Source organism: Desulfatibacillum aliphaticivorans DSM 15576 (assembly GCF_000429905.1).
GTDB lineage: Bacteria > Desulfobacterota > Desulfobacteria > Desulfobacterales > Desulfatibacillaceae > Desulfatibacillum > Desulfatibacillum aliphaticivorans.
The window spans coordinates 51,057-67,093 of record NZ_AUCT01000009.1 but is presented as its reverse complement, the minus strand read 5'-3'; the positions used below and the strand labels follow the sequence as shown (position 1 = coordinate 67,093).

The window sequence follows — 16,037 nt, the reverse complement described above, 5'->3', positions numbered from 1 at the left end:
TTATCAATAAAGCACTGGAGGAAGCATGAAGTATAAAACCGAACAATCAAATTTCAGGTCCCAAAACGTAACCTGCGACGGCGAATTTTTGCTGCCCCAGGGCGTTGAAAATCCGCCCGTGGTGGTTATGGCTCACGGCTTTTGCGCTGAAAAAGCCTTTAGGCTCTATGATTTCGCGCAAGTTTTCCTGGAACGCGGCATCGCCGCCTTCCTGTTCGACTACCGCGGGTTCGGCAAAAGCGACGGTTTTCCGCGCCATCACGCCAGCCCAAAAAAACACGTCCAGGACTGGCACGCCGCCCTGGAGCACGTGCGCAAGTCCGGCCTGGTCAATCCCCACAAAATCGCCCTTTGGGGATCTTCCTTTTCCGGCGGCCACGTCCTGAAAGTGGCGGCCGAAGACCGCGCCGTCCGCGCCGTGGTCTCCCAGGTGCCCTTTACGGACGGTTTCGACACCTTAAGCATGTTAGGGCCCCAGTTTCTTGCAAAGGCCACCAAGGCAATTTCCAAGGATCTTTGGTCTGTTGTGAGCTTCGGCGATCCCATTTACATTCCCGCAGTGGGCGAAGTCGGCAGAGTGGCCGCCCTGAACCAGCCAGGAAACCTGGAAGGCTACATGGCCATCATTCCCGAAGACTCGGAATGGGAAAACAAGGTCACCGCCCGCAGCCTGCTGGAAGCCGCAAAGTACCGCCCGGGCTTTGCAGCCGCCGAACTGCCCTGCCCGTCCCTGTTTGTGCTGGCAACTGAAGACAATCTGTGCCCTTACGACTCGGCCAAACGATTCGCCAAGGCCTCTCTGTACAGCGAAATCATGACCTTGGAATGCGGCCATTTTGACTTGTATCTGGGCGACCTGTTTGACAAGGTCTCCGCTGCGGAAGCCGACTTCCTGGAGAAAAACCTGGCATAAGCCGGTCCGGGATACGGCGATCGCCATTGATTTCAGCCGGGGCGCGGGAGGAAGCATGCATCCCCGCCCCGGTTTTTATTTTGATCAATCGGCCTTTTTAAAACTGATCCAACCTTTTAAAATAATGAGACATATAAACGAGGCGCGGTCATGCCATACAGTCCTTATACGGTCCCTGGAGTGAGCTTTCGGGAGGAATATGTCAAGGTTTCAGACGGGGCGACTCTGAAGGTTGTGGAATTCATCCCGCCGGACGAAGATAAATCCCTGCCCATCATGGTCTTTGTGGCCGGCTGGATATCCATGATCAAAGGCTGGGCCGAAGTCTTGCAGGAGCTAACCCCTCAATTTCGCACCTTATACGTTGAAACGCGCGAAAAAATCAGCGCCGAACTGCCCGATTTCAAAAACCTGGAGTTCTCCATTGAACGCATGGCAAAGGACGTGGCTGAAGTGGTGGATGAAATGATCCCTGAGGATCGCGCCTTCGCCTATGGGGGAAGTTCCTTGGGCTCCACCGTGGTGCTGGACCTTATGAGCCAGGATTTTCGGCAGCCGGCAACTGGGCTACTGGTCGGACCAGTGCCCCAGTTCCAGTATCCGGCATGGGGCGTACCCGTCATCCGGTATTTTCATCCCTCCCTGTACCTTGTGGTCAAGCCCATCATCAAATGGTATTTGAAGTACTTTCGCGTGGACAGAAAAAAGGAACCCGAGCAGATCGCCAAGTATTACGGAACATTGGACGCCGCAGAACCCGCCCGGCTCAAGGCCAACGCTTTAGCGCTGCGGAACTACAGCCTGTGGGAAAAATTGCCCAAGGTACAAGCCCCGGTGGTGATCATCGGCACGGAAACGGACAGCCTCCACGGCCTGGACACCCTGGAAAAAACCGTGGATCTTTTGCCTCAGGGAGAGTTGGCCCTCATGGCCTCCAACAAGGACGCCCACAGCGCCAAGGCCGGCCGGCTTATGGTGGAAAAATTGTTGAAATTTGGAGGATAGAGCGTTTTTAGGAAGCTATTTTATTTCCGGAAGAGGGTCGAAGCAGCGGGTGAATGACGGCGCCAGGGCCGATATTTCATTTTCAGTAACGCCCGACTCAGAAAAGACATCCAGCCATCCTTTAACTATACCTTGTAATCGATCAATTATAATAACAGCCTCTTCTTTGGACAGGCCAAATCCTTCGCATTGGGAAACCGCGTTATTAAGGTCCGCCATTTTTCCCTGGCTGCCCACATGCATAACAAGGCCGAATTCCGTATTGACTCCCTCCCGCGCCAAGGACGGAGTAATATCATACGCGGGGGAAAGGAAGGCCTGATCTCCATTCCATAAAAAGCCATGATTTCTAGGGTGATCGTCCGTGTTGCGAACCAGGATATTGAAAACCATTCGGCTGAACAACTCTTTAATATCATTTATGGAAACGTGCTTTCTCATAGTTTGCGCCAAGGCCCCATAGCTCCACAAATGGTAGTCCGTTTCATCCCACTGCATGAATGAAAGAGCGCTTAAAAAGCCCTGTCGAAGCCAGCCTGAGCCGCTTTTCGTCCGATCAAAACGCTTGATCAAAAAAACGTCTTTTCCTCCCACTGCCTTCACTTGCATGGGGGGGACTCGAATCCCGCATTTTTCAGCCAGCTTCATTGTCGCATACTCTATACGAGGCAAATTTATCGTATCTCCGACGGAGGAAAACTTGGCTATCCAAAGTGCATCGTTCCATTCCACCGTGCATTTGGGCCTCGCCCCGCCTATACTGCTGCCCTGCCGCATAAGATTCAGCAGGTCGGCCTGAATCGTTTTGCCTTCCTGCATTAATCGGGCCGCATCCTGTATGTCCTCCAAAACGCTGAAATTGGGGAGTTCCATCACAGGTTCCGGACTTTCGGGAGATGGACGGAAATCCAGGGCCCCCACCCGGGTAGCGTTTGCTTCCATCAGGAAGTCCATTTCGGTAAGAGCCTCCGGTGGAACCTTCAGCCCCTTGGCAATGATAAGACGGCCCCAAAGGTCGGGAGCGGCATCCCGGAACGCTCCATATAATCCTTTATTGGTGCGAACTTCCCTGATGGGAGCGGCAAGGCTAAGTGCTATAGGGTCCACGGAAACCGCTTTGGACAGCTCCCTGTATTTTCTCCCATATGCGAAACCGCCTATCCCTATGCTTTCATTATGGGTGAAGATTCCGGCCGGGACGGCCTGCGTCTCTCCCGGAAGATAAACAAAAACCGTGGTTTTTCTTTCCGCCATGATTAAAAATCCAATTCGTCCGTATGCGCCGCCCGCACACGCTTTGGCAGGCGGCGGCGCTCGTGATAGACGCCCACGGCGTCCTTCTCTGGGACTGAGACATTCAGTAAATCATCTTCCAGGCCTAACACCCAAAGCGCCGAGGCGAGCACCGCCAAAGACACGCCAGGCTCTCCCTTTTCCAGCCGGGCAAGGGTGAGCCTTGAGACGTACATCTTGGACGCCATTTGCTCCATGGTCCATCCTCGGCGCTTTCTAGCGATTCGAATGCGTTCTCCCAAAGTTTGAATATTCTCTGCGGCCCGAGGAGAAAGGCTGGTTTTTGCGATCTGTGAATGTTTCATATTTTATACATTAAATCCTTTTATGTATAAAATATATTATATTTTTACTGTGGTCAAGAATATATGGCAGGCATCACCGGGGAATGAAAGGACAAATCCCGGAGGCCGAAGCCCCCGGGATTTTTGTCGGCGGGTTAGCCGAAGTTGAAGACAATGTCGTCGCCCTGGGCGTCCACGGTGACGGTGGAGTCCGGGTGGATTTTGCCTTCCAGGATCAGGAGGGCGAGCTGGTTTTCCAGGCTCCGTTGGATGACCCTCTTGAGCGGCCTGGCGCCGTAAGCGGGGTCGTAGCCCTTTTGCCCCAGGAGGACCAAAGCCTCTTCCGTGATGACCAGGTTCACGTGCTGGTCGGTGAGGCGTTTGATCAGGCGGTCGGTCTGAATTCTGACCACCTGGGCCAGGTCTTCCACGCTCAGGCTGTTGAATATCACGGTTTCGTCCACCCTGTTCAGGAACTCGGGGCGGAAGGTGGCGCGTAAGGCGTCCATGACCCGCCGGCGCATTTCCTCGGGATTGCTGGATCCCAGATCCTGGATGAACTGGCTGCCCACGTTGGACGTCATGATGATGATGGTGTTCTTGAAGTCCACTGTCTTGCCGTGTCCGTCGGTCATGCGTCCGTCGTCGAGAATTTGCAGGAGCACGTTGAATACGTCCGGGTGCGCCTTTTCGATTTCGTCAAACAGGATGACGGAATAGGGCCTGCGGCGGACGGCTTCGGTCAGGTATCCGCCTTCGTCGTAACCCACGTAGCCTGGAGGGGCGCCGATGAGGCGCGACACCGAGTGCTTTTCCATGTATTCGCTCATGTCCACGCGGACAATGGCCTGATCGTCGTCAAAGATGAACTCGGCCAGGGCTTTGGCCAATTCGGTCTTGCCCACGCCCGTGGGGCCCATGAAAATAAAGGAGCCTATGGGGCGATTGGGGTCCTGGAGCCCGGACCGGGCGCGACGCACGGCATTGGAAACGGCCACGATGGCGTCATGCTGGCCGATCACCCGTTTTTCCAGACGGCTTTCCATGCGGACGAGCTTTTCCTTTTCGCTTTCCAGCATTTTGGAAACCGGAATGCCGGTCCAGCGGGACACGACCTCGGCCACGTCCTCGTCGTCCACCTCTTCCTTGAGCATTTTGCGGTCCTTCTGAAGGTCCGCCAGTTTGGCGTGGGCCCGCTCCATGGCCTGCTTGAGCTCGTTGGCCTTTCCGTAGCGGAGTTCCGCCACCCGATTCAAATCGCCCTGGCGCTCGGCCTGCTCCTCCTCGATGCTGAGGCGCTCCTGGGCTTCCTTGATCTTGGTAATCTCGTCGATGGCGTCCTTCTCGTTTTGCCAGTGGTATTTCATCTCGCGCATGGATTCTTCCATCTCCGAGATTTCCAGTTCCAGCTTGGCCAGACGCTCCTTGCTGGCGGCGTCCTTTTCTTTTTTCAAAGCCTGACGCTCGATCTGAGCCTGGGTGATCCTGCGTTGCACCTCGTCGATTTCCTGGGGCATGCTGTCGATTTCGATGCGCAGTTTGGAGGCGCATTCGTCCACCAGGTCAATGGCCTTATCCGGCAGGAACCGATCTGAAATGTACCGGTCCGAAAGCGTGGCTGCGGCCACGATAGCGGCGTCGGTAATGCGCACGCCGTGGTGCACTTCGTATTTTTCCTTCAGCCCGCGCAGGATGGAAATGGTGTCCTGCACCGTGGGTTCGGCGGCGAAAACCGGGGCGAATCGCCGTTCCAGCGCTGCGTCCTTTTCGATGTACTTGCGGTACTCGTTCAGGGTGGTTGCGCCCACGCACCGCAGGCTGCCCCTGGCCAGGGCCGGCTTGAGCATGTTGGAGGCGTCCATGGCGCCTTCGGTTGCGCCCGCACCCACCAGGGTGTGCATTTCGTCAATAAAGAGGATGACTTCGCCTTCGGCGTCCTCGACTTCCTTGAGCACGGCTTTCAGCCGGTCTTCAAACTCGCCGCGGTACTTGGCGCCTGCGATCAGGGAACCCATGTCCAGGGCGACGAGGCGGCGGTTTTTCAGGGATTCGGAAACGTCGCCCCGTACAATCCGCTGAGCCAGGCCTTCCACAATGGCGGTCTTGCCCACGCCGGGCTCGCCGATGAGCACCGGGTTGTTTTTGGTGCGGCGGCTTAGCACCTGGACAATGCGGCGGATTTCGTCGTCACGTCCGATGACCGGATCCAGCTTGCCCATGCGGGCCAGTTCGGTCAGATCCCGGGAGTATTTTTCCAGGGCCTGATATTTTTCTTCCGGGTTCTGGTCCGTAACCCTTTGGGAGCCTCGGATGTTCTGGAGCACTTTTAAAAGGGTGTCTTTGGTAATGCCGTGGGACGCCAGAGTGCGGGAAGCGTCTCCATGCTTTTCGTCGGCTATGGCCAGGAGAATGTGCTCCAGGCTTACGTATTCGTCCTTCATTTTGCTGGCTTCGGCCATGGCGTTTTGAAGGACCTGCTTGGACCTGGGGGACAAATAGCTTTCGCCCGCCCCGGCGCCGCTTACTCTGGGCATCCTTTCTATCAACGCGGCGAACTCATTGGCTACGCCGTCGGGGGAAACGCCCATTTTCCGAAACATGGACCGGGCCATGCCTTTGTCTTCCATAAGCATGGCCGAGACAAAATGCTCGGGCTCTATTTGCTGGTGTCCCTTGGTAACGGCCAGGTTTTGGGCCTCGCCCAATAATTCCTGGGACTTAATGGTGAATTTGTCAAAACGCATTTGTGCGACTCCTTATATAAAATGGAAATATCCCAAGTTACCGGATAGTTATCTTTCTTTCATCAAAAAATAATCACTTGCGTTTCCTTGTCAAATCGCGATAAGGGGTAAAGTGGTAAAAAAGGCGTTTTTCCATGGGGATTTCGTGCGCAAAAACAAAATGGGTCGTATGACTGGAATAAAGTCTATGAAAATCAGTATATTAGGATCAGGAACCTGCGTACCGTCCTTAGAGAGAAGCACGTGCTCCGCCCTGGTCAGCGTGGGGGGCAGCCGCCTGCTTTTCGATTCCGGGGCCGGAACCATACGCCGCCTATTGGAGACGGGGCATACGATCCTTGACGTGACTCATATATTCTACAGCCATTTGCACCCGGACCATGTGGGGGAATTCGTTCCCTTTTTATTTTCGACCAAGTACCCGAGGGAATACGGCCGGCGGACGCCTTTTTCCATAATCGCCGCCAGGGGATTCAAAGAGTTTTACAAAAACCTGCAAAGCGCATTTGGCGACTGGATAGTCCTGGATCCGGGAATCATGGAAATCCTGGAAGTGGACGCTGACGGGCCGGATCGGCGGGACTTTGCGGATTTTACCGTGGAAACGCGGCCCATGGAGCATACGGATCAAAGCGTGGGCTTCCGAATCAACGCCGGAAGCAAGTCCTTTGTGTATTCCGGGGATACGGATTATTGCCAGGACCTGATCGATCTGGCCCGGGGCGCAGACCTTTTGCTGTGCGAGTGCGCACTGCCTGACGAGAATAAGGTTCCGGGGCATTTGACGCCCTCCCAGGCGGGAGAAATCGCCGCCCTGGCGGAAGTGAAAAAGCTGGTTCTTACGCATTTCTACCCGGAATGCGACGAGGCGCCCGTTTTCGACCAATGCCGAAAGACCTGGAGCGGCCCTTTGGACCTGGCTCAAGACCTGATGGAGATCCTAATCTGATGCGTTATTATCCGGTGATGCTGGACGTCACGGACAAAAAATGCGTGGTGATCGGAGGCGGCGCCGTGGGCGCCCGCAAGGTGAAAACCTTGCTGGAATGCGGGGCCAGGGTTACGGTAATCAGCCCCCAGGCCCATGATTCCCTTGTGGACCTGGCCGCTCAGGGGGAAATCATCCTGCATGCCAGGGGGTACAAAAGCGCGGATCTGGACGGGGCTTTTTTATTGATCGGCGCCACGGACGACGCGGATTTAAACGAAAAAATCAGCCGGGACGCGCATCAAAACAATCTGTTATGCAATATTGCCGACCGGCCCGGGGACTGCAATTTTATTTTGCCGTCCATTGTCAATCAAAAGGATTTGGTGATAGCTATATCCACGTGCGGGCAAAGTCCGGCTTTTGCAAAGAAAATCCGCCAGGATCTGCAATGCATGTTCGGGGCGGAGTACGGCGTCTTCCTGGAACTCATGGGCGCCGTCAGAAAAAAGCTGCTGGCCCAATCCCACGCCCCGGAGGAGCATAAAGGCCTGTTCAACCGGTTGATCGGCGGCGGCCTTTTGGATCTTCTGGCCGCCCGGGACGAAGACGGGGCTGACGCACTGTTGGAGCAAGTTTTAGGAGCGGGCTATTCCATTCGCGAGTTGGTGGGAGGTCTGAACGACAGATTTGAATGCACGGAGGCTGAGTGAGCCAGACGCCCAAAAGACAGAACCGGGATGACGCCAACCCTTGGGCGAAGTATACGGATTCCGGCGTTTCCGAGCCCATAGAGGATTCTGAAAAACCGGAATCCTCCCGCTCAGGATCCATTGCTTTCGTGGTTACGCTTATTTTTGGATTCGGGCTGATTTTTTTCTTCACGAAAACCCGGGGTGCGGTTACAGGCTTTGACAAGGGCGATGTTGTCTGGGCGGGCGCCATGACAATTTTCATTGCATTCTGGGTTCGGTCTCTATCGGGTAATGGGCTGAGAACATACGCCAAACAGGCGCTGACCTGGTTTGGCATTATATTGGCCTGCGTGACCCTATACGCCTATAAAGCGGAATTGGGCGCCGTGAAAGACAGGGTGGTTTCCGTGCTGGTTCCCGACCAGGGCATGGCGGTTTCTGAAAACTCCCATGTTTATAAAAAGGCCAGCAACGGTCACTTTTATCTTCAGGGGCAGGTGAACGGGGTTCCGGTCATTTTTTTGGCGGATACGGGCGCCACGAACGTGGTTCTGGCCAAAAGGGACGCGGAAAGGGCCGGTTTTGATACGGATAACTTGATTTACGACAGGCAGGCCTCAACGGCCAACGGGCTGGTTGACACCGCCAGGATTGAGTTGGACGAACTGCGGGTTGCGGGTTTTGTCCTGGATAATCTGCCGGCCTATGTTAATGATTCCGAGTTGGACGAGTCTTTGCTCGGCATGAATTTTTTCTCCCGCCTGGAAGGATATGAGGTGGAGGGCGACGCTCTCACCATAAGGTGGCGCGGCGAAAGACAGCCCTGAGTGCTAAGGTTGTTTATTCCGGTTTAACGGAGGCGATTTTTATATGCTGTTTGTTCTTGCTTTATCAGCCTATGTAACGGGTTTTTTCGGATACCTGGGATACCTGATTTTTCATCAGGAGATTTACCACAAAGTCGGGCATTACTTTTTTGTCCTGGGGCTGGGCATTCAAACCTTTGTGCTTCTATCCAGTTTTATGGTTACCGGGATCATGCCGGTGGAGAACCTGCGGGAAACGCTGTGCTTTACGGCCTGGGCCATAGCCTTGATTTACGTGGGCTTTAATCTGCGTTTCCGCTTGATGGTTTTAGGCGCCTTTGTGGCGCCTCTGGTTTGCGGAATCATGATAGCCTCCTCCCTGTTTTCAGGCTCGTCCGCCGTGTCTCCGGATTTGTTAAAAGGCGTGTGGACATTTGTGCACATCACGGCCATATTTTTGGGCGACGGAGCCTTTATCCTGGCCGCCTGCGTGGGGATTATCTATCTCATGCAGGAAAGAGCCATCAAGAAAAAGCAGCATGGTTTTATATATCACAGGCTTCCTTCCCTGGAAGTTCTGGACAAGATGGGGTATGCATGCGTGGCCTTTGGGTTTCCCATGCTCACCTTCGGCATGATAGCCGGCTTTATCTACGCCCAGTCGGTTTGGGGCAAATGGTGGAGTTGGGACCCCAAGGAGCTTTGGTCCGTGGTGACGTGGCTGTTTTACGCAGCCCTGCTTCACGAGCGCCTTACCGTGGGCTGGAGAGGAAAACGCGCGGCGGTCATGGCCATAATCGGGCTGGCGGTTGTTCTTATAACCTTTGGCGTAAATTTCTTTTTACTCGGCCATCATACGCAGTTCACCAAGTTTTGATATGGATATTGTATTAGTAGGCTTAAATCATAAAACAGCCCCGGTTGATATCCGCGAGTGCTTCGCCTTTGACTCTTTGGAAGCCGACGCCGGGTTAAAAGAGCTCAGCCGGATTCCTGAACTCACGGAAGCCGTGTTGATTTCCACCTGCAACCGGGTGGAGGTTGCGGCGGCTTGCCAGGATCCGGACGAAGGCGTTTCGGCTATCAAGGATTTCTTTTCCCGCACCAAAAGCATGCCGTTGGAAAATTTTGAGCAAAACCTGTTTGTGTATAAGGGCGACGAGGCGGTTCAGCATGTTTTCAGGGTGGCCTCCAGCCTGGATTCCATGGTGCTGGGGGAACCCCAGATCCTGGGGCAAATGAAGGAATCGTACAGGCTCGCCACCCAGGCAAAAACAACGGGAGCAGTCCTCAACCGGCTTATGCACCGCTGCTTCATGACCGCCAAACGGGTCAGGAAGGAAACCGGCATTGGGGACCACGCCGTGTCCATCAGTTACGCGGCGGTGGAGCTGGCTCGAAAGATTTTCGGGGAGCTGACGGACAAGAAGGTGCTGCTCATCGGCGCGGGCGAAATGGCGGAGCTGGCCGTGGAGCACTTGTTAAACCATCGCGCAGCGGGCGTTTTTGTAGCCAACCGCACCTTTGAAAGAGCCGTTTCTTTGGCCCAGAGGTTCCGTGGAACGCCGATCCGGCTGGAAGAAGTGGAGGAGCACCTTAAAATTGCGGACATCATCATCAGCTCCACGGGCGCTCCCGGCTACGTGCTTGAAAAAAAGGACGTAAAGAAGGTGCTGCGGGCCAGGAAAAACAGGCCGTTGTTCTTCATCGACATCGCCGTGCCCAGGGACATCGACCCGGCCATCAACAATCTTTCCAATAATTTCGTGTATGACATTGACGACCTGCAAGGCGTGATCGACCGCAATATCGACGAAAGGCAAAAAGAAGCGGTGCGGGCGGAGCGCATTGTGGACGAAAACGTCATCAAATACCGCACCTGGCTGGAGGGGCTGGACATCGTCCCCACCATAGTCAGCCTCCAGAAAAAGCTGGAGGCCATCCGCCAGACCGAAATGGCCAAAACCCTGGCCCATGTTTCCGGCCTGGATGAAAATGGAAAGGAAGCCATCGACCGGTTGACCCAGTCCATTATCAACAAGGTGATGCACGACCCCATACAATTTTTAAAGGCGGGCGGGCATAGGGAAAAGCAAAAAAAGGAAGTCCTTGGCTTTACCCGGGACATATTTAATTTGAACAATTCCCAGAATGGGGACAATTTTACGCCGGACGAGGAGTAAACTATAGTGAATAACACGGTTTTCATGTTTCCCGGCCAGGGCTCCCAGTTTGTGGGCATGGGGCAGGATTTTCACGACGAATTCGTTTTCGTCCGCGAACTTTTCGATATGGTGGAGGAGTTGTGCAAGCGCCATATCCGGCGCCTGTGCTTTAACGGCCCCATGGAAGACCTGACGGAAACCGTCAACCTTCAGCCGGCCATTACGGCCGTTAACCTGGCCTGTATGGAAGCTATAGTCAGGGAGGGCGTCAAACCCTCGTTGACGGCCGGTCACAGCCTTGGGGAGTACAGCGCTCTTAAATGCGCGGGGGCCATTTCCGCCGAGGATTGCTTTAAGCTGGTCTTTAAACGGGGCGAGTTGATGCATCGGGAGGCCTGCGCCAATAAAGGAACCATGGCGGCTGTCATGGGGCTGGAAATCAAGGCGGTGTCAGCCATTGTGGAGCAGGCGCAAAGCGCCGGGATCGTTTCCGTAGCCAACCACAACACCCAAAACCAGATCGTCATCACCGGCTCGCCAGAAGGGGTCAGGCAGGCCTGCGCTTTGGCCAAGGAGCAAAAAGCCCGGGCCATTCCCCTGAAAGTGAGCGGCGCCTGGCACAGCGCATTGATGCAAGGCGCCAAAGAGGAATTCGCCGCCTACCTGGACGAGTTCGCCTTTAACAAACCCGAATGCCCGGTGGTGATGAACGTAACCGGCAAGCCCTGCGCCGACGCCGCCGAGCTCAAGGATATTATGGCGGTCCAGTTGACCAGCCCTGTCAAGTGGTGCGACTCCCTGCTTGGCATGCAGGCGTCCGGGACGGAAGTCTTTGTGGAAATCGGCCCCAAAAATGTACTTACGGGCATGGTTAAAAAAGTCCTGGACGACAAGGAAAGGCCTTGCGTCGTCCATAATGTGCAGGACTTGAAAAGCCTGGAGGCATTTTTGAAAGCCGTCGCCTAAAACATATAATCAAGCCGGGGAAAAATCATGCCCATGCAAATTTCAAGGACGTTTTGGCTTTCCGTAATTTTGCTGCTTACGATCTTCGCCGTCCCGTGCTCCGCCGGGTATGTAACCCTCGAAACCCAGCTTGGCGCCCAGTCCACGGGCAATCGCGTGGAGATAGCTGCCAGAATCTCCAACCTGGGCAACGACCCCGCCAACTTTGTGACGGCCGAACTGGAGGTGTTGGGGAAAACATTCACCGGCCAGGCCGTCCCGCGTGAAAAAGTGATCGAAAACGTCAAAAAGGCCGGAGCGGCCAGTCTTCTTGACTATCACGGCCTTCAATTGCAAAGCAGCGCGGATAAACTTGACTCCAAACAGTGCGTGGTGTTTACCTACACGCTGGAGCTTCCCCAGGGCGTTCAGGGATCTTTTCCGGCTATTTTGCACATCGGCTACAGGGACATGAACAGCCTGCCCTTTTCCTCCCTGGCGGGAATAGTCGTTAAGACGCCCGGCGCGCCCGAGGCTGGAGTCCAGGCTAAACTCCGGGAAAAGCCCGGCAGCGCAAATCCTCTTATACTGATTACCCTGACCAACACGACCCAAAACGTCATCCAAGCAAAAGCGCGTCTGGCCGCGCCGGACTCTCTGTCCTGTGAAAAACCCTTGCGCAGCCTTACGCTGCTTCCCGGCAAGCCCGTCCTGGTGGACTTTGAAGTGGAAAACCTGGCTGACAGGGCTGGGGATCATGCACTGTTTTTCATCCTGGAGTATGACGACGGCGGCTATCATCGCTGTTTGCTTTCCACGACAACTTTAAAAGTAAAGCCTCGCGACCATTGGTTTAGCAGAACCCGATCCTGGTGGATGGGCCTGGATGTTATTCTTGCATGCCTATTCGGCGGGGTCTGGCTTCTTTCCTGGCGGAGGCCCTCAATTTAAAATATTTCTCCATGTAAGCCATTCATATTCCCATTGCTTTTTTTATAAGCTGTGCTAAAGGATTTCCATCCATCTCAAAAGACGCCGGATCAAAAAATTTTCTTTTAATACGAGGTGAAAATGAAGACTATGAAATCCTGGATGACTCCGTTTGCAGTACTCGCAATGGCGCTGTGCCTGGGAGCTTTCCCGGCCATGGCCGACGACGTAACCGACGCTATCAACGAAGGGGTGAGCCAGTACAAAGCGGGCAATTATTCCGAAGCCGCAAGCCAACTGGACTACGCCGCTCAGTTGATTCGCCAGAAAAAAGGCGGGGACCTGGAAACCATGTTCCCTAAACCCCTGAGCGGATGGACCGCTGAGGACGCCACTTCCACGGCCGCGGGAGCAGCCATGTTCGGCGGCGGCGTTACGGCCCAGCGCAATTATTACAAGGATGGAAGCAACATTACCATCAACATAATGACGGACTCTCCGGCCATGCAGGGTATGATGATGATGCTGTCCAATCCGGCGTTTGCCTCCTCTTCCGGCATGAAGCTGGACAAGGTGAACGGCCAGCGCGCCATGTACGAATACGACGCTGCCAACCAAACCGGTGAAATGACCATTGTCGTCAATAACAAGTATCTCATCACCATAAACGGCGATGTGGTTTCTCTGGACGAAATCAAGGCTTACGCCGGGGCCATTGACTTTGATAAGCTGGCCGCCATGCAATAATAGCTCTATACAAATTTCTGAAAAGAAAGCCTGGACGCGCGAGGGGCGTTGTCCGGGCTTTTTTGTCTCAAGCGGTCGTGGGTTCAATTCTTGCATGTCAATCCTGATGGGCAAAAACAACGCTGCTTCAAAAAAAAAGGGTGTGCCATGAATATATTGATAGCTGAAGACGACGCCACTTCGCGCCATTTTTTGGAAGCCATCCTGGCCCAATGGGGCTACGAAACGACGACCGCAGAAAACGGCGCTGAAGCTTGGAAAATACTCCAGGAAAAAAAATTTTCCTTGTTCCTCTTGGATTGGATGATGCCTGAAATGGATGGATTGGAGCTGTGCAAAAAAATCCGGTCTTTATGCGAGGGCGACAATTACATTATTTTGCTTACCGCCCGCAAGGATCCCAAGGACATTGTATCCGGCCTGGAAGCGGGCGCCGACGACTACATATGCAAGCCGTTCAACCGATTGGAATTGCAGGCCCGAATCAAGGCCGGCCGCCGGGTTCTGGACCTGCAACGCGCTCTGGCGGCTCAGGTGGAATCCCTTCAATTGGCCATGACGCAAATCAAAACCCTGGAGGGCATCCTGCCAATCTGCATGTATTGCCATAAAATCCGGACGGATAAGGAAAGCTGGCAGCGCATAGAGAAATATCTGTCGGACCATACGGACGTGATGTTCAGCCATGGCCTGTGCCCTGAATGCAAGGAAAAATGCATGATAGAGGAGGGAATAACCCAAGAGGATATGGAAGACGCCCACAGGGAATATTGACTGATGAACCCGTCTAGCTTTTTTTCAGCCACCCAATGCTGATGGCGGCTATAAACAAGACGCCCAGCACCATGGCGTAATATCCACCGGGCTTGCCGTTAGCCACGCCTGTCGCCCCAAAAAAAATGCAGGCCAAGCCCAGGCCTCCTGCGATCACGGCCGCGGGGGTTATTTTTGTTTTTTTCGCCGGAACTTCCTGGCTTGCATCCTTAAAACCCTTATTATTCTTGCCTTTTTTCTTAGCCATTTCCCTCTCACAACAACGGAGCAAAAATTCTACCCAGGCCGTACGCCAGTTCCTTGAACGGACTTGCCTTGGTTTGCCTGGGCAAACAGTGGCTCAACAGCCATCCCATCCAGGCGTCCACCTCACGGATGACCGCCGGGGTATAGATAGCCAAAGCCACCTCATAATTCAATAACAGACTGCGCATATCCATGTTGGCGGAGCCCACCACGGCCACGGTGTCATCCACAATGATGGCCTTTGCGTGAAGCATCCCCGGCTGATACAGCATGACCGAGACGCCCGCCTCCTGTAAATAGGTCAGGTAGGCCGCCCTGGCGAGATCGGCCATCAAATGGTTCGAGCGCCTGGGGATGATAATCCTCACATCCACGCCGCGCCGGGCTGCAATGCTTAAGGCCTGCACCAAAAGTTCGTCCGGGACGAAATAAGGGGTGACGATCCAGGCACGCATCTCGGCCTTGAAAATCCAGGTTAACAGCGCGTCCCTGAGGGAATCCCCCTTGACGTCCGGGCCGCTGGCAATGACCTGCAGCGTAGCCTGGCGCTTGTCGTTGTTTTCCCAGGGAGGAATTACCGACTCAGGCAGGGTTTCGCCGGAGACGAATTTCCAGTCCGAGCGGAAAACCGTCTCAAGATTGGCCACGCTAGGACCTTCCACCATCATGGCCATATCCAGCCAACGTCCGGGCGCCATTTTAGGCCCCATGTATTCATGGGCCAGGTTCATGCCGCCCACAATGGCCGACCTGCCGTCCACGGTCAGGATTTTTCTGTGATTCCGCAAGTTGGCCCGACCCCGGAAAGGCAGCCTCATCATGGGCATAAAAAAATCGACTTTGCCTCCGGCGGCCGTTAAGTGGCGCGTAAAGCGGCGATTGATCTTCATGGAGCCCAAAGCGTCCATGAGCAAGCGCACGCGGACTCCCTGGGAAGCCTTGGCGGCCAGGGCTTCAATAAGCCAACTGCCGGTCCTATCCTTGCCCATAATGAAGGTGGCGAGGTATACTGACTCCTGAGCCTCTTCTATAAGGCGAATGGTTTCGTGAAAGGCGTGCACCCCGTCGGACAGCAAAACCGTGGAGTTTTTGGCGTAAGGCCTGAACACGCCATGGCGTTTATGCTGAATGTAAGCGCCTGCTGCCAGTTCGTCCGAGTCTATGGTTTGCTCCGGGTCGGGCAAAAGAGGCTTGCTCTCTATCATGTGGCGGGTTTTACGGCCTCCGAAAAGGAGGTATAACGTAACCCCAATCACCGGCACAAAGATAATGGCCATCAACCAGGCCAGGGTGCTTGGCGGAGATCGGCGGGTCATAAGGATGTGGGCCAAAACGAGCACCGCCAAAATAAAGCCAAGGGCCGGCAGGAGGTTGACGGATATCCATGCCCAATAAGAGGAGGTAAGGTCCATAGTCTCTGTTGTTTTGTTGGAGAAAATAGGCCGTTATAGGGTTATTTGGTTTGTACCTTGCATTTAACGATTCGTCAACAATGTTTGGAACAGGCAAAGGGCGTTTTACTTGCAAAATGGGTTGCATTTTTTATTGGCTGTATTAAATAG

16 protein-coding genes are annotated in these 16,037 nt (G+C 54.4%); 11 read left to right on the top strand and 5 right to left on the bottom strand.

Translation table 11 applies throughout. The features are described 5' to 3' along the window. Positions 1-25 precede the first annotated feature (25 nt). Complete coding sequence (locus G491_RS0110150) at positions 26-913, top strand: alpha/beta hydrolase (RefSeq protein WP_028314519.1); 888 nt, start codon at positions 26-28, stop codon at positions 911-913. A gap of 150 nt (positions 914-1,063) precedes the next feature. Further along, on the top strand, positions 1,064-1,918 hold the full coding sequence (locus G491_RS0110145; protein WP_157468160.1) for an alpha/beta fold hydrolase: 855 nt from the start codon (positions 1,064-1,066) through the stop codon (positions 1,916-1,918). Positions 1,919-1,933: 15 nt separating this feature from the next. Here the strand turns inward: G491_RS0110145 and G491_RS30215 are convergent, their stop codons facing one another. The 3 genes from G491_RS30215 to clpB form a co-directional block, all read right to left on the bottom strand. Then, a complete protein-coding gene (locus tag G491_RS30215) occupies positions 1,934-3,172 on the bottom strand; it encodes a type II toxin-antitoxin system HipA family toxin (RefSeq protein ID WP_051327159.1) in 1,239 nt (412 codons plus the stop codon). Between the two features lie 2 nt (positions 3,173-3,174). Beyond that, on the bottom strand, positions 3,175-3,516 hold the full coding sequence (locus G491_RS30210; RefSeq protein ID WP_028314517.1) for a helix-turn-helix domain-containing protein: 342 nt from the start codon (positions 3,514-3,516) through the stop codon (positions 3,175-3,177). Positions 3,517-3,650: 134 nt separating this feature from the next. After that, a complete protein-coding gene (clpB, locus tag G491_RS0110130; protein WP_028314516.1) occupies positions 3,651-6,239 on the bottom strand; it encodes an ATP-dependent chaperone ClpB in 2,589 nt (862 codons plus the stop codon). A gap of 187 nt (positions 6,240-6,426) precedes the next feature. Here clpB and G491_RS0110125 point away from each other — a divergent pair, with 187 nt between their 5' ends. The 9 genes from G491_RS0110125 to G491_RS0110085 all read left to right on the top strand — a co-directional run bounded on the left by G491_RS0110125 (position 6,427) and on the right by G491_RS0110085 (position 14,229). After that, positions 6,427-7,188 carry an MBL fold metallo-hydrolase gene (locus tag G491_RS0110125; RefSeq protein WP_028314515.1) on the top strand — a complete coding sequence of 254 codons (762 nt, stop codon included), beginning with the start codon at positions 6,427-6,429 and terminating at the stop codon, positions 7,186-7,188. Then, positions 7,188-7,880: a precorrin-2 dehydrogenase/sirohydrochlorin ferrochelatase family protein gene (locus G491_RS0110120; protein ID WP_028314514.1), complete on the top strand. Its 693-nt coding sequence runs from the start codon at positions 7,188-7,190 to the stop codon at positions 7,878-7,880. Before G491_RS0110125 ends, G491_RS0110120 begins: the two co-directional genes overlap by 1 nt. After that, positions 7,877-8,689 (top strand): retropepsin-like aspartic protease family protein, encoded by an 813-nt coding sequence (locus G491_RS33675; RefSeq protein WP_051327157.1) that lies wholly within the window; start codon positions 7,877-7,879, stop codon positions 8,687-8,689. Before G491_RS0110120 ends, G491_RS33675 begins: the two co-directional genes overlap by 4 nt. A gap of 43 nt (positions 8,690-8,732) precedes the next feature. Then, the gene (gene ccsB, locus G491_RS0110110; RefSeq protein WP_028314513.1) at positions 8,733-9,545 is read left to right on the top strand and encodes a c-type cytochrome biogenesis protein CcsB; all 813 of its coding nucleotides are present in this window, start codon (positions 8,733-8,735) and stop codon (positions 9,543-9,545) included. A 1-nt stretch (position 9,546) separates the two neighbouring features. After that, on the top strand, positions 9,547-10,851 hold the full coding sequence (gene hemA, locus G491_RS0110105) for a glutamyl-tRNA reductase (protein ID WP_028314512.1): 1,305 nt from the start codon (positions 9,547-9,549) through the stop codon (positions 10,849-10,851). A 6-nt stretch (positions 10,852-10,857) separates the two neighbouring features. Continuing rightward, positions 10,858-11,799, top strand: coding sequence for an ACP S-malonyltransferase (gene fabD, locus G491_RS0110100; RefSeq protein ID WP_028314511.1), 942 nt, complete (start codon positions 10,858-10,860; stop codon positions 11,797-11,799). Positions 11,800-11,826: 27 nt separating this feature from the next. Further along, positions 11,827-12,729, top strand: a complete 903-nt coding sequence (locus G491_RS0110095; protein WP_028314510.1) for a COG1361 family protein — start codon at positions 11,827-11,829, stop codon at positions 12,727-12,729. Positions 12,730-12,849: 120 nt separating this feature from the next. After that, positions 12,850-13,455, top strand: a complete 606-nt coding sequence (locus G491_RS0110090) for a hypothetical protein (protein WP_157468154.1) — start codon at positions 12,850-12,852, stop codon at positions 13,453-13,455. Between the two features lie 147 nt (positions 13,456-13,602). After that, positions 13,603-14,229 carry a response regulator transcription factor gene (locus tag G491_RS0110085; protein WP_028314508.1) on the top strand — a complete coding sequence of 209 codons (627 nt, stop codon included), beginning with the start codon at positions 13,603-13,605 and terminating at the stop codon, positions 14,227-14,229. A gap of 13 nt (positions 14,230-14,242) precedes the next feature. On the opposite strand, the gene G491_RS0110080 is transcribed toward G491_RS0110085, so the two are convergent. Next, a complete protein-coding gene (locus tag G491_RS0110080) occupies positions 14,243-14,476 on the bottom strand; it encodes a hypothetical protein (protein WP_015948189.1) in 234 nt (77 codons plus the stop codon). A 7-nt stretch (positions 14,477-14,483) separates the two neighbouring features. Further along, positions 14,484-15,887, bottom strand: a complete 1,404-nt coding sequence (cls, locus tag G491_RS0110075) for a cardiolipin synthase (RefSeq protein WP_015948190.1) — start codon at positions 15,885-15,887, stop codon at positions 14,484-14,486. Positions 15,888-16,037: the final 150 nt, after the last annotated feature.